Source organism: Burkholderia sp. Z1, assembly GCF_014893795.1.
Taxonomy (GTDB): domain Bacteria; phylum Pseudomonadota; class Gammaproteobacteria; order Burkholderiales; family Burkholderiaceae; genus Burkholderia; species Burkholderia theae.
This window is the reverse complement of the sequence record NZ_JACFYL010000001.1, coordinates 3,416,952-3,441,752: the sequence shown is the minus strand read 5'-3', so window position 1 is coordinate 3,441,752 and position 24,801 is coordinate 3,416,952. Positions and strand designations below refer to the sequence as shown.

Genomic DNA, 24,801 nt, shown 5'->3' with positions numbered 1-24,801 from the left:
GACGCCAGCAAGCAACGCGCGGTGGCTATCGCGCGGCGAACAGCGGATAGGTCGCGCCCGCGACCAGTGCGGCCGCGAGCCACACCACGCTCCACGAACTGACGGCGAGCAGCGGCGGAATCGCGAGCGGCGTCGCGAACAGCCCGAGGTAGACGATCGTGTTCGCCATCCCGAGCGCGGTGCCCGCATGGTTCGCGCCCGCGAGCGTCGCGAGCTCCGTGTACGCGACGCCGTGCCACGCCGATACGCAGATGCCGGCGAACACGAGAATCGCGACGATTACCGCGAGCGGCACGTGTGCGCTGCCGGCCGTCGCGGCCGCGAGCAGCGTGAACGACCCGGCCGCGACGAGCACCGAACCGCGCAGGTACGCACGCCGGTTGCCGTGCCGGTCGGTATGGCGGCCGCTCCAGACACGCATCACCATCGCGCCGAGCTGCAGTGCGACCATCGCCGCGCTGATGCCGGCGAGGCCGAGCCGGCCGAAGTCGTGCAGGAACACCGTCGCGAACGTGAGCACCGCGAACTGCGGCGCGCACAGCGCGCCGATGCCGAGCACGATGCGCCACACGGCGCCGCTCGCGAGCGGGCTGCGCGAGTGCCGTGCGGGCTGATGCGACTGCTCGACCGGGCGAGGCGCGGCGACGTGCGCGGCAGCCGGTGCGGCGGGCGGCTCGTGCAGCCAGCGCCACGTCAGCGCGGCCGATCCCGCGCACAGCAGCATCAGTGCGCCGAACACCGCGGCGAAGCCCAGATGCGACGCGAGCGACGGCAGCAGTGCCGCGCCGACGCCGCCGCCGAGCGGCACGGCGGTCTGCCGGATGCTCATCGCGAGCCCGCGTTCGCGTTCGCCGAACCAGCGCATCACCGCGCGCCCGCTCGACCCGTTCACGCTGCCGCCGAGCAGGCCGACGCCGCACATCGCCACGACGACGCGCATCAGCGGCGGCACCGTGTGCGTGGTCGGGACGATCGTGCACACCATCAACGCGAGCATCGCGGCCGTCGCGACGAGCCCGGTCAGCAGCACGCGGCGATCGCCGAAGCGGTCGGCGGCGATCCCCCACGGCAGCTCGGATAGCGCGACGCCGAAGCCGAGCGCGCCGAGCACGAGACCGAGCGCGCCGTTGTCGAGGTGATAGGCCGTGCGCATCCACACGGCGGTGGTCGGAATGCCGGCCGCGGCGGCCGAAAAGCTCATGTTCGCGGCGACGCCGGCCGCCAGCACGCGCCAGCGATGGGCCGGGCCGCGCGTGGCGCGGACGGGCGAGGAGGGAGAAGCGATGCACGAGGTGTCCATGGCGGCAGTCCCGGTTGGAAATTGACATCGACAGTGTGGCGGCCTACATTCATCCTGAAAATCGGAAAGTTTTTGATGAATCGTTCGATAAAACGGGATGGTTGATATGTCCGGACAAGATATCCCGCGCGGCGGCGGCGAGTCGCTCGCGGTGCCCGATGTCGCGCAGGCCCGGCCCAACTTCGACGTGGCGGCGCTGCGCAGCCTCGTCGCGGGCGTGGATCTCGGCAGTTTTGCGAAGGCGGCCGACCGCGTCGCGCGCTCGTCGTCGGCGGTGAGCGCGCAGATCCGCAAGCTCGAGGAGCAGGCCGGCACGCCGCTGTTCGTGAAGGCCGGGCGCGGGCTCGCGCTGACCGACGCCGGCGACGCGATGCTGCGCTATGCGCGGCGGATGATCGAGCTGAACGACGAGGCGGCCGCGGCCGTGCGCGGCGTGAATCTCGACGGCTGGGTGCGGGTCGGGCTGCAGGAGGATTTCGGCGAGGCGATCCTCCCCGACGTGCTGGGGCGATTCGCGCGTGCGCATCCGAAGGTGAAGATCGAGGCGCGCGTGGCGCGCAATGCCGATCTGCTCGACCGGCTCGACGCGAATCAGCTCGATCTCGCGCTCGTGTGGGGCGATCCGGCGTCGGCGGCGTTCGTCGCGCGGACGGGGATCGACGGCGAAGTGATCGCGCAGGTGCCGATGCAGTGGATCGGCGCGGCGGGCGCGGGCGGCTTCGGGGGGGCGGACGGCGGCGCGGAGGATGGCGCAGGCGGCGGTGCGGGAGAAACCGGCAGTCGTGCGGTGCGCGCGCCGGACGAGCCGCTGCCGCTCGTCGTGTTCGACCGGCCGTGCCGGTTCTTCGGCGCGGCGACCGGCGCGCTCGACCGCGCGGGCGTGCCGTGGCGCGTCGCGTTCACGACGCCGAGCCTTGCCGGGTTATGGGCCGCGGCGGCGGCCGGCCTCGGGCTGACGGTGCGCTCGCACTACGGGCTGCCCGCGTCGGTGCGCGTGCTCGACGCTTCGTCGTTCGGCCTGCCGGCACTGCCGAGCCTGCCGCTGATCCTGCTGCGGCGCACGTCGTCGGCGACGCCGACCGTCGACCGGCTCGCGCAGATCGTGACGCAGGCGGTGCGGGAGGCGACGGAGGGAGCGGCGGTGGCGCTGGCGGCGTGACGAGACGTTCGATTGCCGCGGCGGGCCGCGACTCGGCAGTCCCTCTGCCGATCGGTCGAATGGATCGATCGCGAGAACCTGACTACAGTGAGGGTCACCTGTAACGGAGGTCATCATGCAGAACGCAAACATTCCCGGCGCGGGCGCGATCGATCCACGGGCCGACGCCCCGATCCACGGTGACGGGGCAGCAGCCGATCGACTCGCATCTGCCACGCAACCCATTCAGTTCGGCGTCCTGCAAGGGCAGGCGTGGATCGCGGACGACTTCGACGCTCCGCTTCCCGATTACCTGCTGGATGCTTTCGAAGGGCGGTGATGCGGCTGCTGCTCGATACGCACATCTTCTTGTGGATCGTGACCAATGCCCGAGGCTCAGCGCACGGGCGCGCAGACTGATCTCGGCTGCCGACGAACGTTTCGTCAGCAGCGCGAGTATCTGGGAAGCCGCCATCAAGGCCGGCCTGGGAAAGCTCGACATCGACGTGGGCAAGCTGGTCCGCGCGATCGGCGCAAGCGGGATTCGCGAGTTGCCGGTCAGGGCCGTGCATGGGGCGGCAGTCCGTGATTTGCCCCACCACCATCGCGATCCGTTCGATCGCTTGCTGGTCGCGCAGGCGCGGCACGAGCCGCTTCAGCTCGTGACCGCCGACGCGCTTCTTGCGCGGTACGGCCTGTCTCTGGTTCTGACAGTTTGAAATAGTCTCCGGGTCGAGATTCACCCGTCGCCTGCGCCCTGGGGAGTCGCAGCAGCCTATGCCGCTGCGACGTTCGACTCGATTTTGTCGAGTGCCGCGCAGAGGGCAACCAGCCTTTCCCGCAACCCTTCGCTCGCCGGCACGAACGGCAGCCGCAACCCGTCCTCGCACCAACCTTGCGCGGCCAGCACGGCCTTCACCGGTGCCGGGTTCGGCTCCGCGAACAGCGCCGCGACGAGCGGCTGCAGCGCGACCGACAGGCGCCGCGCATCGGCGAGCCGCCCGTCGCGCAGCAGCGCATGGATGCGCACATGCCATTCGGGCAGCACGTGCGCGCTGCTCGCGATCGCACCGTGCGCGCCGGCGCACAGTGCCGCGAAGTTCTGGTTGTCGTCGCCGGACAGGATCGCGAGCGGTGTGTCGTGCACGAGCCGGCTCATCCGGTCGAGCGTGCCGCCGCATTCCTTGATGCCCGCGACACGCGGGTCGCGCGCAAGCGCCTGCAGCGTGTCCAGTTCGACGTTCACGCCGGTGCGGTAAGGGATGTTGTAGACGAGCACCGGCAGGTCGGCCGCGTCGACGATCGCCTCGACATGGCGGCGGATGCCGTCCTGCGTCGGCCGTACGTAGACGGGCGGCGTGACGAGCAGTCCGTCGGGCCGCAGCGCGGCGAGTTCGCGTGCGCGGGCGGCCGCGAAGTGCGTCGCGCTCGCGGTCAGCCCGACGACGATCGGCAGCCCGGGCGCCGCGTCGCGCAGCGTCGCGAACACGGCGTCCTGTTCGCGCGCGTCGAGCAGCACGCCTTCACCGGTCGTCGCGCCCGCGACGAATCCCGCGATGCCCGCGGCCGCATAGTGGCGCGCGAGCCGCGCGAGTGCCGCATGATCGACTTCGCCGTGGTGGAACGGCGTGATGATCGGCAGCCAGATACCTTCGAAACGTGTGTTCATGCAAAGCCTCATGGTGGAAACGGAGTGGGAAGGAACCGTTCCGCCGGCGGTTTGCCGGAATGAGGCATGCGTGCAAGGAGAAAGAAACGACCTGCGGGCATCCCGTCCGGCATTCGCCTGACGGGACGCGACGTCCCCGTCAGTCGAGGAGTCGTTTTTTCAGTTTCAGCCCGGCCGCGCGCGCACCTGCCGCGATGGCGGCAAGGATCGAGGGCGAACGCAGGGCAGCGGACATGGATGAACCGTGAAGTGGGCTGAGCGGCGATCTTAACATTGGATCGGACGCACGCGCGAGCGTCCGCCGCCGGTTAGCAGGATTCGAGATTTGCTTTCCACGACTGATTGGAAAGCGCGCCGCGCCCGGCCGCTAGAATGCCCGCTTACGTTTCGATGACAGCGCGTACGCGTGCCGTCACGCACTTTTACCACCACTGGAACGGGGCATATCACGATGGCAAGCATGAAGGGGATCGGCCGCTGGCTGCATACGGGCGCGGCGGCGGCGCTGGTCGTGGCGGCGACGGCGGCCCACGCGGATACGTCGATCCTGAACGTGTCGTACGACGTGACGCGCGAGCTGTACAAGGACATCAACACGAGCTTTGCCGCCGCCTACAAGCAGAAGACCGGCGAGACGGTCGCGATCAAGCAGTCGCACGGCGCGTCGAGCGCGCAGGCGCTGTCGGTGCTGCAGGGGCTGCAGGCCGACATCGTGACGATGAACCAGCCGAACGACATCGACCTGCTCGCCGAACGCGGCCAGCTGCTGCCGAAGGACTGGCGCGCGCGTTTCCCGGACAACAGCTCGCCGTACTCGACGACGATGGTGTTCCTCGTGCGCAAGGGCAACCCGAAGGCGATCAAGGACTGGAGCGATCTCGCGAAGCCGGGCGTCCAGGTGATCATCGCGAACCCGAAGACGTCCGGCAACGGCCGTTATGCGTATCTCGCCGCCTGGGGCTTCCAGAAGCAGAAGGGCGCGACCGACCAGCAGGCGCTCGACTTCGAGAAGGCGATCTTCCGCAACGTGCCGGTGCTCGACTCGGGCGGCCGCGGCGCGACGACGACGTTCACGCAACGCGGGATCGGCGACGTGCTGGTCACGTTCGAGAACGAAGTCGCGCTGATGGACACCGGCGCGTCGGGCGCGCAGTTCGACGCCGTGTATCCGTCGGCGAGCATCCTCGCGGAGCCGCCCGTCGCCGTCGTCGACAAGGTCGTCGACAAGAAGGGCACGCGCAAGGTCGCGCAGGCGTATCTCGACTTCCTGTATACGCCGCAAGCGCAGGAGATCATCGCGCAGCACCATCTGCGCCCGCGCGACGCGAACGTGCTGAAGAAACATGCGGCCGAGTTCAAGTCGCTGAAGACGTTCAGCGTCGAGCAGGTCTTCGGCAGCTGGGCGAACGCGCAGAAGACGCATTTCGCCGACGGCGGCACGTTCGACCAGGTGATCGTCGACCGGAAGTGACCGGGGCGCGCACCGCGCGCTCGTTCGCACGATGACGATGCAGCCGGCCGCCCACGCGGCCGGCTTTTTTTCGACGCTGCGCGGCCGCGCGGATCCGGTGGCGCGGCGGATTTCCGTTCCGAACCCGTCTTCATTCCACGTCGCCGCCGCGCGTGCTACGCTCATCGCCTCCCTGCAACAGGCACCGTGCGATGAACGTCGATTCGTCCTCCTCCGCTCCCCGCCGTCGTGGCCGCAAGATCTGGTCGGGCACCCGCCCGGTGATCGCGTACGGGATGCCGCCGCTCGGCTGGCGCGACTTCTATCACCGCGCGCTGACGGTGAGCTGGCCCGTGTTCTTCCTGTCGCTCGCGCTGGTGTTCCTGCTGCTCAACGGCGGTTTCGCGACGCTCTACCTGCTTGGCCGCGCGCCGATCGCGAACCAGTCGCCGGCCGGGTTCGGCGGCGCGTTCTTCTTCAGCGTCGAGACGCTCGCGACCGTCGGTTACGGCGACATGCATCCGCAGACCCTCTATGCGCACATGGTCGCGACATTCGAAATCTTCGTCGGGATGTCGAGCATCGCGCTGGCCACGGGGCTCGTGTTCGCGCGGTTTTCCCGGCCGCAGGCGAAGATCCTGTTCGCGCGCTACGCGATCGTGCGGCCGCTGAACGGCCGGATGACGCTGATGGTGCGCGCCGCGAATGCGCGCCAGAACGTGATTGCCGAGGCGCAGGCGAAATTGCGGCTGATGCGCGTCGAAGGCACGCACGAGGGCTACTCGCTGCGCAAGATCCACGACCTGTCGCTCGTGCGCAGCGAGCATCCGATCTTTTTGCTCGGCTGGAACCTGATGCACGTGATCGACGAATCGAGCGCGCTGTTCGGCGAGACGCCCGAGTCGCTTGCCGCGCGCGACGCGTCGTTGCTGATCACGATCGAGGGCTCGGACGAGACGACCGCGCAGGTCATGCAGGCGCGTCACTCGTGGGCGCATGGGGAAATCCGCTGGCGTCACCGCTATGTCGACCTGATGCACGACGAGGACGGCATCACGCACATCGACTACACGCATTTTCATGAGGTCGTGCCGGTCGATGCGGATACCGACGAGCGTGGTTCACCGGGCGTGGTGGTCGAAGCCGGCGCCGCGGCGCCGGGCCCGGCCGCGTAAGCGCGCCCGGGGCGGCCGGCGGCGCCCAGGCATCACGCGTGCAGCAGGCGGGCCGCTTCGCGCTGTTCGATCGCGACCGCGCGGCGGAACGCATCGCGGTCCTCGGCGCGCGCGACGTAATCGCCGAGCACGCCTTCGTGCGGCAGCAGATGCGCGTCGAGCGCGATCTTCAGCGTGCTCGCGAGCAGCAGGTCGGCCGCGGTGAAACGGTCGCCGACGAGCCACGGGCTATGGGCGAGCGCTTGCGCGAGGGCACGCTGTACGCGCGTGATGTTGCCCCAGCCGAACGCGACCGGATTGCCCGACGCGCCCGTGAATTTCTCGGCCATCGCCGGTTCGAGGCAGGTCGGCGTGAAGAACAGCCACTGGAGGAAACGGCCGCGCAGCGGATCGTCGGGTGCAATGCCGAGCCCGGCGCCCGGACAGCGGTCGGCAAGATAGAGCAGTACGGCGCCCGATTCGGCGAACGGTACGCTGCCATCGTCGAGCGCGGGCAGCTTGGCCATCGGGTTGACCTGCACGAACGCGTCGCTGCCCTGTTCGTGCGAGCGCAGGTCGATCGGCACGAGTTCGTACACCACGCCGATTTCCTCGAGCATCCACAACGCCCGGAATGCCCGGGTCTTCGGCCAGTAGTAGAGCTTCATCGCGCCTCCGCGTGTGGATGCAGGTGTTGGTCCGGTGGATGTTCAAGCGTACCCGAGCGCAGGAGGTTCGGACAGGGGCGCCCGGCCAGGTGTGCGAGTCTGGTTCGACGCGTTGTGTCGAACAGGAATCGGGCGGAAAGCCGGGCAAAGCCTGCTGCAATAAGAGTTCAATGAATAACTAGTTATATTAAAACTAGTTATAAGGTGTGCGAAAACTGACGCGCAGATCGGCATCTCTACAATCTGCCCCGGCCGATCCCGCAGCACCCACGCGCTCGGCAAAGCAAACCTCCGGCCGCAATCACCGCGCGTCGTGAGACGCTGAAATCAAGGAGACAAGTCACGCATGGCAAACCACGATCGCACCACGAGCATTCCGCGACGAACACCGGAATCGGCGGCGATGGTCGCCGAGGTAAAACGAGCCATGGCGATCACCGCGAAGCTCAACCGTCTGACGTTCGACGATGCGGCTGAAGTTCGCGCGTTGTTCAGCGAACTCGTCGGCACGCAGGTGGACGACGGCTTCGTGCTGATCCCGCCGTTCCATGCGACGGGCGGCGCCGGCATGAAGGTCGGGCGCAACGTGTTCGTGAACCAGAACTGCACGTTCTACGACCTGGGCGGGCTCGAGATCGGTGACGACGTGATGATCGGGCCGAACGTCAGCCTCATCACGTCCGGCCATCCCGTCGAACCTTCCCGGCGGCGAGACTTCGTCGTCGCGAAGCCGATCCTGATCGAACGGAATGTGTGGATCGGCGCCGGCGCGACGATCATCGGCGGTGTGACGGTGGGCGAGAATTCGGTCGTCGCGGCCGGGGCGGTCGTCACCAAGGACGTTCCCCCGAATACGCTGGTCGGCGGTAATCCGGCGACGGTTATCCGGTCGATTGCCGAATAGCGCCGCCCGCGAGCGCGTGCCTGCTCGACGATGCTTGGCCGGACGGATGTGGACAACCCACCGTCAAGGCGACTCGAAACGCTGTGCATTTGAACGGTGAGGGTGCCGCGGAGGCCGTCTGGATGGGGCTTTCCGGTTATCGCTCGATTGCCGCGAGCCGATGCGCGGGCCGGTTCTGCCGATGTGGAGATGCAGGTTTCTTTGCGCCATCGGTTGTGGATATCCACACCCCGAAACGACTCGGCACCCAGTGCATTTCACCGGTGAGGATGACCGGATGCCGCGAAACGCATGAAGAGGGTTGTGGACAACTCGCCCGCGAGACGAAGCGAAATGCTGTGAAATCCAACGGTGAGTGTCGGTGCCCGATCTCGCGACGCGCCCGCTCCAGCGCCGTTTCCCGGTCTTTGGCGTGGTTCCGGGCGCCGCGCATTCTAGCCGAACGCGTGCATGCGTGACCGAACCGCGAGTGCGCCGCGACGTGGAGATCCGGTTCCGCAAGCCACTCGAAGGGGTGTGCATTCTAACGGTGAGCGCCGGCGCGTGGTCTGCAACGCGCAGATTTTGCTGCGCATGCCCGCCTTATCAAGCAACTCGAAGCGCTGTGCAATTCAACGGTGAGCGTCTGCACGCGATCGGCGGAAAGCCCGCCAGGATGCGGCCATTCGGCTGTCGAAGTCGCCTGACACGTTGCGTGGGTCCGGCTCGGATGCCAGCACGCGAACGAAGACAGCACGGATTCCAGTGTGGATATCCGGCTGCCGAAACAACTCGCGGCACTGTGTATTTTGAAGGTGAGCGCCGGCGCCCGATCGGACGGTGCGCGGTGTCAGGCGTGGGTTGCCGGTCGTCGGTGTGCTTCGAAACGCGCGTCCGCGATCGATCGGCCGATTCTCGTTCATGTGGATATCCTGCCCTCCGGCCCACTCGAAGCGCTGTGGTTTTCAACGGTGAGGGTCGGTGCGAGACCGGGTGGCAATGCCGGTTCCGGTGTGAACAACGGCCATCGCAGCCACTCGAAGCCCTGTGTGTTTCAGCGGTGAGCGCGAGCCCCGCGATTGCGCAGCAGGCGGGTCCGACCTGGATATCCGGCCGGCGAGCGCACTCGCGATCCTGTGTATTCGAACGGTGACGATGAACGGTGGACCGACACAGTGCGTCAATCCCGGTGTGGATATCCGCCGTCGGAACCCACTCGCCGCGCTGTGAATGTCGACGGTGAGGGTCGGCGCCCGAGCGAATCGCAGACCGATGACGGATGTGGACATCCCCGGCTCGACGCCACTCGAAACGCTGTGCAATCGAACGGTGAGCGCGCGCGCCAGATCGCCCAGCGGGCGCGGCATTGTGGACATCCCGCGCCGTCGACCAATCGGAACGCTGTGCATTTCAACGGTGAGCGTGACCGCCTCAAGCTGCCGAAACCCTTGTCACACGGGGCGCCAGCGCCTGTCGCCGCACCGGCGGGTCGTCTTCCGACGCACATCGGCTTTCCGCCAAGCCGCCCGACCTTCCCGACACCCCACCCATCCCGCCCCCACAGCCGCGCGCGAAAACTCTCTCAAATCCCGGTAAAAAGCTGCGCAGTTTTTCTCGCCGCGGGCCTGTCCGAGCAAGAAGAGAAAAAACATTCTCGTCTGCGCACGAAAAAATAGAGGCATTCGCTGCCGGTGGCCACACGTCGCCCGACGTCCCGCCGCGCAGCCCAGAACAGCACAATCAGGAGACATCCCCCATGACCGCCCGCTTGCCCATCGACGGCACGCCTGCCCTGTCCGACTACCGCCTGACCGACAACCTGACCGCGACGCGCGGCCGGATCTTCCTGACCGGCACGCAAGCGCTGGTCCGCCTGCTGCTGATGCAGCGCACGGTCGACGCCGAGCAGGGGCTCAACACAGCCGGTTTCGTCAGCGGCTATCGCGGCTCGCCGCTCGGCATGGTCGACCAGCAGCTGTGGAAGGCGAAGAAACTGCTCGACGGCAGCGGCGTGCGCTTCCTGCCCGCGATCAACGAGGAACTCGGCGGCACGGCCGTGCTCGGCACGCAGCGCGTCGAGGCCGATCCCGAGCGCACGGTCGAGGGCGTGTATGCGATGTGGTACGGCAAGGGCCCGGGCGTCGATCGCGCCGGCGACGCGCTGAAGCACGGCAACGCGTACGGCTCGTCGCCGCACGGCGGCGTGCTGGTCGTCGCGGGCGACGATCATGGCTGCGTGTCGTCGTCGATGCCGCACCAGAGCGACTTCGCGATGATGGCGTGGCACATGCCGGTCGTGAACCCGGCGAACATCGCCGACATGCTCGAATTCGGGCTGTACGGCTGGGCGCTGTCGCGCCATTCGGGCGCGTGGGTGGGCTTCAAGGCGATCTCGGAAACGGTTGAGTCGGGTTCGACCGTCGACCTCGACGCACTGCAGACGCAGTGGCCGGCGCCGGCGGGCTTCACGCCGCCGGCGGGCGGACTGCACAACCGCTGGCCCGACCTGCCGAGCCTCACGATCGAGGCGCGCCTCGCCGCGAAGCTCGACGCGGTGCGCCATTTCGCGCGCACCAACAGCATCGACAAGTGGATCGCGCCGAGCGCGCAGGCGAACGTCGGCATCGTCACCTGCGGCAAGGCGCACCTCGACCTGATGGAAGCGCTGCGCCGTCTCGACCTGACGGTGACCGATCTCGACGCGGCCGGCGTGCGGATCTACAAGGTCGGCCTGTCGTATCCGCTCGAGATGACGCGCATCGAGACCTTCGTCGACGGGCTGGCCGAAGTGCTCGTGATCGAGGAGAAGGGCCCGGTCATCGAGCAGCAGATCAAGGACTACTTGTACAACCGCACGGAAGGTGCGCGCCCGCGCGTGCTCGGCAAGCACGACGCGGCCGGCGCCTGCCTGCTGTCCGAGCTGGGCGAGCTGCGTCCGTCGCGCATCCTGCCCGTGTTCGCCGAATGGCTCGCGCGGCACAAGCCGGCGCTCGACCGCCGCGAACGCGTCGTCGATCTCGTCGCGCCGCAGATCCTGTCGAACGAGGCCGACGCGGTGAAGCGCACGCCGTACTTCTGCTCGGGCTGCCCGCACAACACGTCGACGAAGGTGCCGGAAGGCTCGATCGCGCAGGCCGGCATCGGCTGCCACTTCATGGCGTCGTGGATGGAGCGCGACACGACGGGGCTGATCCAGATGGGCGGCGAGGGCGTCGACTGGGCCGCGCACGCGATGTTCACGAACACGAAGCACGTGTTCCAGAACCTCGGCGACGGCACCTACTTCCACTCGGGCATCCTCGCGATCCGCCAGGCGGTCGCCGCGAAAGCGAACATCACGTACAAGATCCTCTACAACGACGCGGTCGCGATGACGGGCGGCCAGCCGGTCGACGGCAGCATCTCGGTGCCGCAGATCGCGCGGCAGGTCGAGGCGGAAGGCGTGTCGCGCTTCGTCGTCGTGTCCGACGAACCGGAGAAGTACGACGGCCATCACGGCCAGTTCCCGACGGGCACGACGTTCCATCACCGCAGCGAACTCGACGCCGTGCAGCGCGAGTTGCGCGAGACGCCGGGCGTCACCGTGCTGATCTACGACCAGACCTGTGCGGCCGAGAAGCGCCGCCGCCGCAAGAAAGGCGAATTCCCCGATCCGGACAAGCGCCTGTTCATCAACGACGCGGTGTGCGAAGGCTGCGGCGATTGCGGCGTGCAGTCCAACTGCCTGTCGGTCGAACCGCTCGAAACGCCGCTCGGCCGCAAGCGCCGCATCGACCAGTCGTCGTGCAACAAGGACTATTCGTGCGTGAACGGCTTCTGCCCAAGCTTCGTGACGCTCGAAGGCGCGGCGCTGAAGAAGGCTGCGGGCGCGGCGTTCGACGAAGCGGCGCTTGCCGCGCGCGTCGACGCGCTGCCGGTGCCGGCGACGCATCTCGACGCGGCGCCGTTCGACATGCTCGTGACGGGCGTCGGCGGCACGGGCGTCGTGACGGTCGGCGCGCTGATCAGCATGGCCGCGCACCTCGAAGGCAAGAGCGCGTCGGTGCTCGACTTCATGGGCTTCGCGCAGAAGGGCGGCTCGGTGCTGTCGTTCGTGCGGATCGCATCGAGCGACCAATGGCTGAACCAGGTGCGCATCGACACGCAGCAGGCCGACGTGCTGCTCGCGTGCGACATGGTCGTCGGCGCGAGCGCCGAAGCGCTGCAGACGGTGCGTCACGAGCGTTCGCGGATCGTCGTCAACACGCACCGGATCCCGAACGCGTCGTTCGTGCAGAACCCCGACGCGAACCTGCATGCGGACGCGCTCCTCGAAAAGATGCATCACGCGGCCGGCGACGGCTACCTGTCGAGCTGCGACGCGCAGGCGCTCGCCGCGAAATTCCTCGGCGACTCGATCGGCGCGAACATCCTGATGCTTGGTTACGCGTGGCAGCTCGGCCTCGTGCCGGTGTCGCTCGCCGCGATGATGCGCGCGATCGAGCTGAACAACGTCGCGGTGCCGATGAACAAGCTCGCGTTCTCGATCGGCCGGATGTCGGCCGGCGACGCGGCGGGCCTCGATGCGTTGTGGAACGCGCGCCACACGGTGGCCGTGCACGCCGCGCCGGAGACGCTCGCCGAACTGATCGCCGATCGTGAGGCGCGTCTCGACGCGTACGGCGGTGCGCGCTACGTCGAGCGCTATCGTGCGCTGGTGACGGCGGCGCGCGCGAAGGGCGACGACGCGCTGACGCGCGCGGTCGCGACGACGTTCTACCGGCTGCTCGCGGTGAAGGACGAATACGAGGTCGCGCGGCTTTACACGGACGACGCATTCCGCACCGCGCTCGAGGCGCAGTTCGAAGGCGTGCCGGGGCAGGCCTATCGCGTGAAGTTCAACCTTGCGCCGCCGACGGTCGCGAAGGCCGGCAGCGACGGCAGCACGCCGAAAAAACGCGTGTTCGGCCAGTGGATGTGGCCGGTGTTCGGCATGCTGGCGCGCGTGCGCAGCCTGCGCGGCACGTGGCTCGATCCGTTCGGTCGCACCGTCGAGCGCAGGATGGAGCGCGCGCTCGCCGACGACTACGAGACGACGCTCGCGCGTGCGCTGGCCGCGATGACGGCCGGCAATGCAGAGCAAGTCACGCAGCTAGCCGACCTGCATGCCCGCGTGCGCGGTTTCGGTCACGTGAAGGTGCGCAACCTGGCCGGCGTGAAGCGCGCCGAGCGCGAGCTCGCGCTGCAGCTCGGCATCGACGCGGCGACGAGCGCGGCCGTGCAGCATGCGCTCGACGAGATGAAGGGCGCCGGCATGCTGAAGGGGATCCCGGTCGTCGTCGCGAAGTAACGCGAACGCGGGCGGATGCAAGAACGGCGACGCTGCGGCGTCGCCGTTTTTTATGGGCGGCTGCGCGCGAGCATCGGCCGGCCCGTCAGAGAATGCCTTTCTTGCGCGTCGACAGCGCGGTTTCCGACAGGTCGATCTCGCGGATCAGCTTCGTCAGCGTCTCGTCGGAAATCTTGCTGTCGCTGCGCAGCCGGTACAGCACCGAGCGCTCCGCGCGGATCGCGGCGATCCGCATCTGCAACTCCATCGTTTCGCTCTGCTTCGCTTCGGCGCGCGGCGTCGGGCCGTCCTCGGCGAGCGCGGCGAGCCGGCGGCGATACTGGTCCATCACGCGCGCGGAGATGTCCGCGCAGCGCGCGGCACCCGATTCGTCGAGATCGGCCGAAATCGCGTCGTGCGACGAATCGATCGCGCGGATCGCGGCCTGCGCGGCCGCCGAGCGCGCGGTGCGCTCCTCGTCGGCAAGCGGGTTGCGCGACGAACGCACGCCGCGCAGCAGCAGCGGCAGGCCGATCACCGCGACGACGAGCGAGCCGAGGATCACGGCCGACGCGATGAAGATCGCCGTGTCGCGCCCCGGCAGCGGCGCGCCGTCGGCGAGCGCGACCGGGATAGACAGCACGCCGGCGAGCGTGACCGCGCCGCGCACGCCGCCGACCGTCATCACCGCGATCGTGCGCACGCCGGCCATCGTGCCCGCGAGGCCCTGGCGCGCGGCGCGGCGGCTCGCGATCCAGCGCAGCAGCCAGACCCACAGGAAGCGGATCGCATACAGCGCGAGCATCATCGCGCACACGTTGAAGATCATCCGGCCGACGAGCGCGTCGCTCGTATGGTGCGCGTCGACGAGCGCACGGCCGATGATGTGCGGCAGCTGCAGCCCGAGCATGATGAACACCATGCCGTTGAACACGAACTCGATCATCGCCCACGTGCTTTCGGCACGTACGCGCGACGCGACGGTGCTTTTGCGCGAGAAGCTCGTGTAGTTCATCATCATCCCGGCCGACACGGCCGCCAGCACGCCCGACAGGTCGAGATGCTCGGCGAACAGGTAGGCCGCGAACGGCACGAGCAGCGTCATCACGATGCCGGGGGCCGGATCGCCTTCCTGCTCGGCGTTCAGGAAGCGCGTCGACAGCGCGCTGAACACCCACGACACGATCGCGCCCGTCGCGAGCCCGCCGGCGGCGACGATCACGAACGTGACCGACGCGGCCCGCAGCGAGAACATGCCCGTCAGCGCGGCCGCGATCGCGAACTTCAGCGCAACGAGGCCCGACGCGTCGTTCATCAGCGCCTCGCCTTCGAGGATGTGCATCAGCTGCGGCGGGATCCGGCCACGGCCGGCGATGCCCGCCAGCGCGACCGCGTCGGTCGGCGACAGCACGGCCGCGAGCGCGAACGCGATCGGCAGCGGCAACTCGGGAATCAGCCAATGCGCGAAGTAGCCCACTGCGAGTACCGTCATGAACACGAGCCCGAATGCGAGCATCAGGATCGCGCGGCGCTGCAGGTACAGCTCGCGTTTCGGAATCCGCCAGCCGTCCGCGAACAGCAGCGGCGGAATGAACAGCAGCATGAAGATTTCGGGATCGAACGTGACGTGCAGGTTCAGCTTCGGCCACGCGAGCATCGCGCCGAACACGATCTGCATCAGCGGTAACGGCAGTTGCAACGGCAGCAGGCGCGTGACCGCGCCGGACAGCGCGACGGTCAGCAGCAGGATCAGGACGGTGAAGACGATTTCCATCGATACGGCGAATACGGGGAATGAAACGATCGTACGGAGTGTAGCGTGCCGGCGTAACGGGTGCGTTCGAGCGGCCGGTGCGTGCGCACGAAAATGGTGCATCGGACACGCGCCACGGTGGTGCGGCAGTCCGGCGCGCCCGCACGGCATATGGGCTGAACGCACCTTGCACGGAGCTTGCTTGATGCAGGTCAGCCGTCCGGCATCGACCGGGCAACCGAGGGTCCAACCATGACATTGCGCGCGTCGTCCGTTTCGTCGGTCGTCGCGCGCGAGTGCATCACCAGGAGGAAGGCATGACGATCGTGCAACAGGAGCGTCCGGCCGCCGCGTCGCCGTACCGGTTCGAGCGGGAGATGAGCTCCGGCCTCGAACGTCTGGCGACGCAACATCGCGACCTGACGCTCACGACCGTGTTCCAGCCGATATTCAGCCTGTCGCACCAGCGTGCGGTCGGCTACGAGGCGCTGTTGCGCGCACACGATGCGCTCGACCGCCCCGTGTCGCCGCTCGACGTGTTCGGCGAAGCCGCGCGCCAGGGCGAGCTGCTGCAGCTCGACCGGCTCGCGCAGGCGCTGCATCTCGAGAACTTCGCGCTGCTCGGCGCCGAGCGCGAGTGGCTGTTTCTCAACGTCCATCCGGGCGTGCTCACCGATCCGTTCCAGGCGGCCGCGCTGCTCGCGAACCTGAAGCGGCTCGGCATGCCGCCGCGCCGCATCGTGCTCGAAGTGCTCGAACAGCGCGCGGACGACGTCGAGCGGCTCGCCGAGGCCGTGCGCGAATTCCGCACGCATGGCTTCCTGATCGCGCTCGACGATTTCGGCGCGGGCCACTCGAACCTCGAACGGATCTGGCAACTGAACCCGGACATCGTGAAGCTCGACCGGATCATGCTGTCGCACGCGGCACACCGCACGGGGCTCACCGCGATCCTGCACGGGCTCGTGACGCTGCTGCACGAGGCCGGCAAGCTCGTGCTAGTCGAGGGGATCGAGACCGAGCACGAGGCGCAGATCGCGCTGTCGTGCGAGGCCGATTTCGTGCAGGGCTACTACTTCGGCCGCCCGGCGCCCGGGCTGCCCGACAGTGCGGCCGCGACGGGTTGCATTGGTGAGCTGACCGAGCGCTTTCGTCAGCAAACCGAAGTGCGCGAGCGGCGCGACGCGCAGCGGCTTGCGCCGTACCTGCGCGCGTTCGAGCGCGCGGCCGAGCGTCTCGCGTCCGGCGAGCCGCTCGACGAGGTGTGCTGGAATTTCCTCGCACTCGACGCGGCCGCGCGCTGCTTCCTGCTCGACGCGCACGGGCGGCAGTCGGGCCGCAACGTCGTGCTGCGCGCCGATCGCGCGCTGAGCGAGGCGCGTTTCTCGCCGCTCGCGGACGCGCAGGGCGCGAACTGGCTGCGCCGGCCGTATTTCCGCTCGGCGATCGCCGAACCGGGGCGCGTGCAGGTCACGCGGCCGTACCTGTCGATCAACGAGGCGCAGCCATGCGTGACGCTGTCGGTGGCCGTGCGCGTCGGCGATGCGCAGCGCGTGCTGTGCGGCGATATCGACTGGGCCGACGACGAAGCGGACGCCGGTTAGCGCCGCCTGCGCTGCGTGCGGCGATCCTGGCGACCGGGGCGCACCGGCGCCGGCCGGCCGTTGCATTCGCCGCGCGCTTCCCCGAGAATGGCCCGATCGCGGCCGTCGTGACCGCGATTGCGCCGTCCCGGGGGCCACCATGGCGGCGAATAAAAGGAAAACATAATGAAAAGACCGATTTCGCTGACCATCCTCGCGTGGATCATCATCGTGACCAACGCGATCACGTGCGTCTATACGCCGTTCTCGATCGGCATGCCGACCACCCAGGCGCTGCTGTCGCACTACCTGCTGCCCGTCTGGGCGACGCTCGGCGTCAGCGTGATCATCGAAGCCGCGAACGTCGTGATCGGCATCGCGATCCTCAAGGGCCGCGAGTGGTCGCGTAAGGCTTACATCGCGACGTCCGTGTTCGGCTTCGCGTTCTCGTTCGTCAACATGCCGGCGTCGATGTTCGCGGTGCTGATTCCCGGCTTCCTGCTGTTCGCGCTGTTCATCTACCTGCTGTTCCGGCGCCCGGCGACCGCGTATTTCCGCCAGTCGCTCGCATGAGCTTCGTGCGCAATGCGCTGGCGATCGTGCTGTTCACGATTGCGGGAACCTGCCTGATTACAGCGCAGACGGCCGTGTTCATCGACGCCGGTCACCCGGTCGTGATGCTTGCGTTCGTCGGTGGGCTGTTTGCCTTTTCGGCCGTGCTGCTCGTCGCAGGCGCGTTTGCCGGCAAATTCCGGCCGCGCGCGCGCAGTGCGGGCATCGCACTGCTGGTCGCGACGGCCATCAGCGCGCTCGGGACGATGGGCTGGGCGACGATCCTGCTGTCGCCGGAGATCGTCGACACGATGCGGCAGCAGGGGCTGGAAGTGGCGGCACGGATGTTCCGGTTCTGGCCGAGCGGTATCACGGTGACGGCCGTGTCCGCGCTCGTCGGCGTGGGGCTTGTGCGGCGCGGCTGACGCACCCCGCGCCCGGTACGCTGGCGCCCGTCACGCCGCTCGGCTAGGATGCGCGAATTGTCCTGACGAATCGCGAGCCGCCGATGAACCGAAACGCCGCTTCCTCCGTCCTCCTCGAGGTGATCGCCACGACCGTCGGCGATGCGAAAGCCGCCGCCCGCGCGGGCGCCGACCGCCTCGAACTCGTGACCGCGATCACCGAAGGCGGGCTGACGCCGAGCGTCGGCCTGATCGAGGCCGTCGTGGCCGCCGTGCCAATTCCCGTCAACGTGATCGTGCGCCCGCACAGCCGGTCGTTCGTCTACGACGCCGACGACCTGCGCGTGATCGAGCGCGACGTGCGCGCGGCCGTCGCGGCCGGCGCGAACGGCGTCGTGTTCGGCGCGCTCGACGCGCGCGGCGATATCGATCTCGGCGCGCTGGCCCGCATCGCGGCCGCCGCGGATGGCCGCGCGCTGACATTCCACCGTGCGTTCGACGTGTCGCGCGACCTCAACGCCGCATTCGACGCGCTGCTGCGCGTGCCGGCCGTCACGTCGGTGCTGACGTCGGGCGGCCATCCGTCGGTGCTCGACGCCGCCGCGACGATCGCGCGGATGGTGCGGCAGGCCGAAGGCTCGACGTGCACGGTGCTGGCCGGCTCGGGGCTCACGGTCGACGCAGTCGGCGAGTTCGTCCTGGCGACCGGCGTACGCGCGGTGCATTTCGGCTCGGGCGTGCGGCCGCGCGGCGAGGTGCTGGCGGGCGTCGACGTGCAGCTCGTCGAACGGGTGCGCGCGGCGCTCGACGGCGCGGCGTCGCACGTGTGACACGCGTGTAATGCGTACGGCCGCCGCACGCGCGTGCCCGACACGCAAAGACTCCACCCGGGAGAGAGGGCCACATGACGGACGCAACACACGACACGCAGGGCGGCGCGGACGATGACGGCGCGCCGGGCTGGGACGCGATCGACGGTGCGCTCGCACGCCTCTATCCGGGCCAGGAACCGAAGCACTACGGCACGTTGATCAAGTGGCGGCTCGGCGGCCCCGATCCGCTCGACGGGATCAGCGTGTGGAAGCGGGCGGAACCCGTGCCGCACTGGCATTTCGTCACGTACGGGTTGAGCGAGCTGTATGCGAAGGAGTCCGACGATCCGGCCGTCAGCGGCTTCGGGTTCGAGCTGACGATTCGCGTCGCCTGCGATGCCGGCGATGAAGAGCCGCCGCGCTGGGCGTTCAGCTTCCTGCAGAATCTCGCGCGCTACGTGTTCCAGAGCGGCAACGCATTCGACGACGGCCACTGGATGACGGCCAATGGCCCGATCGCGCTCGACACCGATACGGCGCTCTGCTCGATGGGCTTCGCGTTCGATCCGGAACTGCCGGCGATCGACACGCCGCACGGCCGCCTGGCGTTCCTGCAGATCGTCGGGCTGACGCTCGACGAGGAGCGCGCCGCGAAGCGCTGGCGCACGCGCGCGCTGCTCGACACGCTGCTGCCGCACTTGCCGCTGTGGGTGACCGATCTCGGCCGCGCGTCGCTGCTCGAGCGCGCGGACGTGCGTGCGCAGGTCGACGCCGGCACGCAGCGCGACGGCTCGGCGAGCGGCTACCTGTTCACCGACGTGCTGGGCTGGGAAACGCGCAAGCGGCTGCTGCGCGCGCCGGTCGTCGAGATTACCGTCGGCGCGCGGCAGGTCGACGAACTCGTCACGCTGTTGCCGTTGCGGCTGCCGTTCGACCGGCCGTTCCGGCTGGTCGGTCAGGCCGGCGCGGTGCGGTTCGTGCGCGGCGACGCGAACGGCGTGACCGACGAGGACGGCACGCTGACGCTGCAGCTTACCGACGCGACCGTGCAGGCACTGGCGCGCACGCTGCAGCCGCGCGCCGGCGAGTATGCGGTCGACGGGCTCGACGGCGTGCGCTGGCGTGTCGAGAAGACCGTGATCCGCGACGCGCAGGGCAACGCGGTGCAGACGATCGGGTGACACGCGGCGGCGCACGTTCGAGCTACGTCTTCACCGTCACGTATTGCGCACGAACCAGGTTCGTTTCGCGGTGCCCAGCAACGTGCGATAGACCACCCACGACACGACGAAAGTCGCCGGCGCCGACAGCGACGCGGCGAACCCCGTTGCCTGGTTCAGCGCGAGTCCCGCGAACGCGCCGGAGAACCACGCGGTCAGCCCGCCCGGGTTGAACGTCGGCACATGCGCGTCGCGGCATTCGACGTCGTCGCCGACGAGCTGCCCGTAACGCGCCGACAGGATGTGCGCGAGCGCGACGCCGACCCACGCGACGACGAAGATGCCCTGGTACGCGAGCGCCTGCAGGATCCGGGAGAAGATGTCGGCCATCATCAGCGCATAGACGACCGCGCCGACCACGAGCGCCCAGACGAATTTCGGCGCGCGCAGGCCGGCCACTTTCAGGAAGAACGCCTGCATGTTGACGGTCGCGAGGTAGTAGTTCGCGGTGTTGATGCGCGATTGCGTGACCCACACGAACAGCAGCCCCCACAGCCCCATCAGCTTCAGCAGCGCGAGCACGACCGACACTTCGGATAGCGTACCGAGCCCCGGAATCGTACTGACGAGATAAATGCCGGCCGCGCCGTTGACGAGGAACGTGACGAGATAGAACGGCATCCCGAAGTTGAAGCGGCCGTGATAGTCGGCGTCTTCCTTGCGCCCGAAACGCGCATAGTCGAACGTGAACATCATCAGCACCCACACGCCCATGTAGTAGACGAAGCAGTGCCACCAGCCGCCGGCCGGTGCGCCGCCGGCGGGGCCGAAATCGAGCCACGCGGCGTGGTAGCCGTACTCGGCCGTCGCGAGCCCGACGGCCGCGAGCAGCCCGAGCAGGTAGAACGGCAGCAGCACGCCGTTGAACTTGTCGAGCCAGTGCTGCACGCTGCCGAACACGAGCGGCACGCTGTAGCAAACGACGATCAGCGCGGCCCACTTGTAGTCGAGCGCCGGAAACTGATGGTGCGCGGCGACCGCGATCACCGAGCCTTCGAACACCGCGTAGTAGATCGCCGTCGCAAAGAAGATCAGCGTCGCGAGTGCCGCGCCCGCGCTGCCGAACAGCACGCGCGAGAACAGCGCGACCGACAGGCCGGTGCGGATCGCGTAGCGGCTGATGATCGAATTGACGACGCCGTACGACACGACCGACAGCGCCATCCCGATCAGCGCGTTGCGCGCGCCGTAGGTGAGTGCGAGCGTCGCGCCGACGACGATGTAGAACACCGCGCTGCACACGGCCCACCACGCCATCGTCAGCGAAAAGGGCGGCATGCGCGCGTGATCGGGAATGGCGAGCGTCGACAGGTCGAGATCCTCGTCGGTGCGTGCCTGAGCCAGGTTGGCCATGATCGTGCTCCTCGATGAGCAAAATTGCGAACGACGTCTCGGCCGCGGCACATGCGATCCGCAGGGCTGCCCCGACGTCGGGCGGGCAACCGGTCCGGCAGAAAAAACGCGCAAGCGCCCCCGCCGCGCGGCGCGTGGCCGCGCGGGCGGGAAACGGATAGCGAAAAACGGAACGCGTGAAGCGCTGGCGGCGTGCGGCCGCAAACAGCGCCCGGCGCGACGGCCGGGCGCGCGGCGATCAGTCCCGCAGCACGGCGCGCAGCAGCGCGAGGCGTCGCTGGTATTCGCGGCGCGCCGCGAGCGCGTCGGCCATCGTCACGCGCACGAAGCGCGCGCGGTGGTTCGGCTGCATCTGGCCGATCAGGTCCATGTCGGCGCTGATGACCGTGCCGATCGTCGCATAGCCGCCGCCCGACACCGCATCGCGATGCAGGATGATCGGCTCGAGTCCGGCCGGCACCTGGATCGAGCCGATCGGGTAGCACGCGTCGACGATGTTCGACGGATCGGCGCCCGCGCCGAACGGCTGCTCGCGCGGCCGGAACTGCAGCGGGCGGCCGTTCCTGTAGCGGTAGCCGATGCGATCCGCTTCGGGCGCGACCGTCCATTCGTCGTCGAAGAACGTCTGCGCCGATGCGTCGGTGAGCCGGTAGTGGTACAGGCCCGGCAGCACGCGCAGCTCGACCTGGCTGTCGAGCGGCCGGCTCACGGCCGCCGGCAGTTCGCGCCCCTCGCGGTGGGTGCCGTGCGCGGCGCCGATCGGCAGCCGGTCGCCTTTCTGCAGACGCCGGCCCGCATGGCCGCCGATCGCGCCGAGCGCATACGTCGAGCGGCTGCCGAGCACGACCGGCACGTCGATGCCGCCCGCGACGGCGAGGTACGCGCGTGCGCCGCCCTTCACGTAGTTGAACGACAGCACGCTGCCGGCGCGGATCCGCAGCGCGACGTTGCAGCGCTGCCCGACACCGTCGATCTTCGGCGTCATCTCGGCGCCGGTGACGGCGATCAGCGCGTCGACATGGAACATCAGCTCGGGGCCGAGCAGCGTGCATTCGAGCACGGCCGCCTGTTCGGGATTGCCGACGAGCAGGTTCGCCGCGCGCGACGCGTACTGGTCGAGCGCGCCCGACGGCGGAATGCCGACGTGGTAATAGCCTTGCCGGCCCGTGTCCTGGACCGATGTCGCGAGGCCGGGTTTCACGACCTCGATCACGTTGTGCGCGTCAGCTTGCATGCAGCACCTCGACGAGAGAGCGGTTGTACGCGTCGGGATCGCGCAGGAATGCGTCGAGCGAGAACTTCACGGGGCGCACGCGCAGGGAGAAGGTGCCGGCATCGACCGCCGCGACGGCGGCGTCGTACGCATCGCGGTCGATCGGCGTGAACTTCACGATGTCGCCGGGCCGGAAGAACACCATGAAATCGTGCAGGTAGTCGAGCCGCTGCGCGGGATCGAAGATCGGCGCCGGCGTCACGCCGAACATCTGGTAGCCACCCGCGCCGCGCACCGAATAGATGCAGCCGAAACAGCCGCCGTGGCCGACGGTGAGCTTCGGCGTGTCGGTGCGCGGCCGCAGGTATTTCGGCACTTCGAGCTGGCGCGCGCGCTCGACCATCTGGTACATGAACGGCAGGCCCGCGACGAAGCCGACCATCGAAACGAACCATGGCGAGCCCGAATGCGCGGCGATGAATTCGTCGACGTTTTGCTTGCCGTTGATGCGCGCCGCATATTCGAGATCGGTTGACGACGGATCCTGGTGGCGCTCGCGAAACCGCATCAGCGTTTCATGCGTCCACGGATCGTTGTAGAGCACGGGTATCTCGACGATGCGCGTGTCGAGTTCGAGCGATGCTTCGCCGACGTCGGCCTCGACCGTCTTCAGCAGCGCGACGAGCGCGTCGGGATCGATCACGTCCGGGTCGTAGCGCACCTGGTACGACGCGTTCGCCGGACAGATCTCGGTGATGCCCGGCACCGCGCGCCGCTGCAGTTCGCGCGTGATTGCCGTGCCCTTGAAGAACGCGTCGAGCGACATGGCTTCGCCGATTTCGACGAACACGAACTCGTCGCCGCCGAACGTATAGCGGGTCGTCACAGGGCCTCCCCGACGCGCACGGCGTCCTCGGTTGCATGCTCGCGCGCGGCGTCCGTCGCGGCTTTGCGCCACTGCGGCATCCACGCTTCGAGAAAATTCGTGTGGTAGCGTCCGGCGCGCACATCGTCGTCCGCGAGCAGCGCCACGTGCAGCGGCGCGGTGGTCTTCACACCGCCGACGTGCAGTTCGCCGAGCGCGCGTGCGAGCCGTTGCAGCGCGGCCGCGCGGCTCTCGTCGTGCACGATCAGCTTCGCGAGCAGCGAATCGTAGAACGGCGGCACGACGTAGCCCGGATAGAGCAGCGAATCGACGCGCACGCCGGGGCCGGTCGGCCACTCCAGTGCATCGATCCGGCCGGGATTCGGGCGGAAATCCTGCAGCGGGTCCTCTGCGTTGATCCGGCATTCGAGCGCCGCGCCGCGCATCGCGATGTCCTGCTGCACGAAGCGCAGCGGTTCGCCGTCGGCGATGCGCAGCGTCTCGCGCACGAGATCGATGCCGGTGATCGCCTCGGTCACCGGATGCTCGACCTGGATGCGCGTGTTCATCTCGATGAAGTAGAACTCGCCGCGCGCGTCGTCGAACAGGTATTCGAGCGTGCCCGCGCTGCGATAGCCGACTTCGCGCGCAAGGCGCGTCGCCGATGCGCACAGTGCGTCGCGCTGCGCCGGTGCGAGCGACGGCGACGGCGCTTCCTCGAGGATCTTCTGGCGGCGGCGCTGCAGCGAGCATTCGCGCTCGAACAGGTGGACGACGTCATGCCCGTCGCCGAGCACCTGCACCTCGATGTGCCGGGCGCGCGCGATGAAGCGTTCGAGATAGACGCCGCCGTCGCCGAACGCGGCCTGCGCCTCGCGCTGCGCGAGCGGCAGTTCGGCGTCGAGCTGCACGGCGTCGTGCGCGACGCGGATGCCGCGCCCGCCGCCGCCCGCTGCCGCCTTGATCATGATCGGGTAGCCGATGCGCGCGGCGACTTCGCGCGCTTCGTCGAGCGACTGCACGACGCCGTCGCTGCCGGGCACCGTCGGCACGTTCGCACGCCGCGCGGTGTCGCGGGCGCGCGCCTTGTCGCCCATCGTCGCGATCACCTGCGAATCCGGGCCGACGAAGATCAGCCCGGCCGCCTCGACCTGGGCGGCGAATGCGGCGTTCTCCGACAGGAAGCCGTAGCCCGGATGGATCGCGTCCGCACCGCATTGCCGCGCGGCGTCGAGGATCGCGGCGGGATTCAGGTAGCTCTTCGCTGCGTGCGACGGCCCGATGTGGATCGCTTCGTCGGCCATGCGCGCGGCGAGGCTGTCGCGGTCCGCGTCGCTGACCACGGCGACCGCGCGCATGCCGAGCTCGCGTGCCGCGCGAATCACGCGCACCGCGATTTCGCCGCGGTTCGCGACCAGTACGGTTCGGATCCGCGACGGGCGATAGAACGCGCCGGAGGAGATTGCCGGATTCATC

General features: G+C 68.6%; 19 protein-coding genes and 1 pseudogene. 12 read left to right on the top strand and 8 right to left on the bottom strand.

Translation table 11 applies throughout. From position 1 onward, the window contains the following. Positions 1–25: 25 nt before the first annotated feature. Positions 26–1,300 carry an MFS transporter gene (locus tag H3H55_RS15970; RefSeq protein ID WP_193099268.1) on the bottom strand — a complete coding sequence of 425 codons (1,275 nt, stop codon included), beginning with the start codon at positions 1,298–1,300 and terminating at the stop codon, positions 26–28. Positions 1,301–1,406: 106 nt separating this feature from the next. Here H3H55_RS15970 and H3H55_RS15965 point away from each other — a divergent pair, with 106 nt between their 5' ends. From H3H55_RS15965 to H3H55_RS15955, 3 genes and pseudogenes are all read left to right on the top strand, one after another. Continuing rightward, on the top strand, positions 1,407–2,459 hold the full coding sequence (locus tag H3H55_RS15965) for a LysR substrate-binding domain-containing protein (RefSeq protein ID WP_193099266.1): 1,053 nt from the start codon (positions 1,407–1,409) through the stop codon (positions 2,457–2,459). A 115-nt stretch (positions 2,460–2,574) separates the two neighbouring features. After that, a complete protein-coding gene (locus H3H55_RS15960) occupies positions 2,575–2,778 on the top strand; it encodes a hypothetical protein (protein WP_193099264.1) in 204 nt (67 codons plus the stop codon). After that, a pseudogene (locus H3H55_RS15955) lies at positions 2,778–3,157 on the top strand (type II toxin-antitoxin system VapC family toxin). Before H3H55_RS15960 ends, H3H55_RS15955 begins: the two are co-directional and overlap by 1 nt. Positions 3,158–3,213: 56 nt before the next feature. On the opposite strand, the gene dapA reads toward H3H55_RS15955, so the two are convergent. Beyond that, a complete protein-coding gene (gene dapA, locus H3H55_RS15950) occupies positions 3,214–4,107 on the bottom strand; it encodes a 4-hydroxy-tetrahydrodipicolinate synthase (RefSeq protein WP_193099263.1) in 894 nt (297 codons plus the stop codon). A 451-nt stretch (positions 4,108–4,558) separates the two neighbouring features. Between dapA and H3H55_RS15945 the strand changes: the two genes are divergently transcribed. Further along, on the top strand, positions 4,559–5,578 hold the full coding sequence (locus H3H55_RS15945) for a sulfate ABC transporter substrate-binding protein (protein WP_193099260.1): 1,020 nt from the start codon (positions 4,559–4,561) through the stop codon (positions 5,576–5,578). A 191-nt stretch (positions 5,579–5,769) separates the two neighbouring features. Then, positions 5,770–6,732 carry an ion channel gene (locus H3H55_RS15940; RefSeq protein ID WP_193099258.1) on the top strand — a complete coding sequence of 321 codons (963 nt, stop codon included), beginning with the start codon at positions 5,770–5,772 and terminating at the stop codon, positions 6,730–6,732. Positions 6,733–6,764: 32 nt separating this feature from the next. Here H3H55_RS15940 and H3H55_RS15935 read toward each other — a convergent pair whose 3' ends face one another. Beyond that, a complete protein-coding gene (locus H3H55_RS15935; RefSeq protein WP_193099256.1) occupies positions 6,765–7,379 on the bottom strand; it encodes a glutathione S-transferase family protein in 615 nt (204 codons plus the stop codon). A 346-nt stretch (positions 7,380–7,725) separates the two neighbouring features. On the opposite strand from H3H55_RS15935, the gene H3H55_RS15930 reads away from it, so the two are divergent. Both H3H55_RS15930 and H3H55_RS15925 read left to right on the top strand, forming a co-directional pair. After that, the gene (locus tag H3H55_RS15930; RefSeq protein ID WP_193099255.1) at positions 7,726–8,283 is read left to right on the top strand and encodes a sugar O-acetyltransferase; all 558 of its coding nucleotides are present in this window, start codon (positions 7,726–7,728) and stop codon (positions 8,281–8,283) included. 1,735 nt (positions 8,284–10,018) lie between these two features. Then, on the top strand, positions 10,019–13,591 hold the full coding sequence (locus tag H3H55_RS15925) for an indolepyruvate ferredoxin oxidoreductase family protein (RefSeq protein WP_193099254.1): 3,573 nt from the start codon (positions 10,019–10,021) through the stop codon (positions 13,589–13,591). An 85-nt stretch (positions 13,592–13,676) separates the two neighbouring features. Here H3H55_RS15925 and H3H55_RS15920 read toward each other — a convergent pair whose 3' ends face one another. Continuing rightward, positions 13,677–15,344 (bottom strand): Na+/H+ antiporter, encoded by a 1,668-nt coding sequence (locus H3H55_RS15920; protein ID WP_193099252.1) that lies wholly within the window; start codon positions 15,342–15,344, stop codon positions 13,677–13,679. A gap of 296 nt (positions 15,345–15,640) precedes the next feature. Here H3H55_RS15920 and H3H55_RS15915 point away from each other — a divergent pair, with 296 nt between their 5' ends. From H3H55_RS15915 to H3H55_RS15895, 5 genes are all read left to right on the top strand, one after another. After that, the gene (locus H3H55_RS15915) at positions 15,641–16,927 is read left to right on the top strand and encodes an EAL domain-containing protein (RefSeq protein WP_129513106.1); all 1,287 of its coding nucleotides are present in this window, start codon (positions 15,641–15,643) and stop codon (positions 16,925–16,927) included. Positions 16,928–17,092: 165 nt separating this feature from the next. Further along, complete coding sequence (locus H3H55_RS15910) at positions 17,093–17,479, top strand: hypothetical protein (protein WP_129513105.1); 387 nt, start codon at positions 17,093–17,095, stop codon at positions 17,477–17,479. Beyond that, entirely contained in the window at positions 17,476–17,883 is a 408-nt protein-coding gene (locus H3H55_RS15905) for a hypothetical protein (protein ID WP_193099251.1), read from the top strand. Before H3H55_RS15910 ends, H3H55_RS15905 begins: the two co-directional genes overlap by 4 nt. 83 nt (positions 17,884–17,966) lie before the next feature. Then, the gene (locus H3H55_RS15900) at positions 17,967–18,692 is read left to right on the top strand and encodes a copper homeostasis protein CutC (RefSeq protein ID WP_193099249.1); all 726 of its coding nucleotides are present in this window, start codon (positions 17,967–17,969) and stop codon (positions 18,690–18,692) included. 74 nt (positions 18,693–18,766) lie between these two features. Further along, the gene (locus H3H55_RS15895) at positions 18,767–19,855 is read left to right on the top strand and encodes a suppressor of fused domain protein (protein ID WP_193099248.1); all 1,089 of its coding nucleotides are present in this window, start codon (positions 18,767–18,769) and stop codon (positions 19,853–19,855) included. A 36-nt stretch (positions 19,856–19,891) separates the two neighbouring features. On the opposite strand, the gene H3H55_RS15890 is transcribed toward H3H55_RS15895, so the two are convergent. From H3H55_RS15890 to H3H55_RS15875, 4 genes are all read right to left on the bottom strand, one after another. Next, positions 19,892–21,247: a purine-cytosine permease family protein gene (locus H3H55_RS15890; protein WP_193099246.1), complete on the bottom strand. Its 1,356-nt coding sequence runs from the start codon at positions 21,245–21,247 to the stop codon at positions 19,892–19,894. Between the two features lie 238 nt (positions 21,248–21,485). After that, entirely contained in the window at positions 21,486–22,481 is a 996-nt protein-coding gene (locus tag H3H55_RS15885; RefSeq protein ID WP_193099244.1) for a biotin-dependent carboxyltransferase family protein, read from the bottom strand. Then, positions 22,471–23,346, bottom strand: coding sequence for a 5-oxoprolinase subunit B family protein (locus H3H55_RS15880; RefSeq protein WP_193099243.1), 876 nt, complete (start codon positions 23,344–23,346; stop codon positions 22,471–22,473). Before H3H55_RS15880 ends, H3H55_RS15885 begins: the two co-directional genes overlap by 11 nt. After that, positions 23,343–24,800, bottom strand: a complete 1,458-nt coding sequence (locus tag H3H55_RS15875; protein WP_193099242.1) for an acetyl-CoA carboxylase biotin carboxylase subunit — start codon at positions 24,798–24,800, stop codon at positions 23,343–23,345. Before H3H55_RS15875 ends, H3H55_RS15880 begins: the two co-directional genes overlap by 4 nt. Position 24,801: the final 1 nt, after the last annotated feature.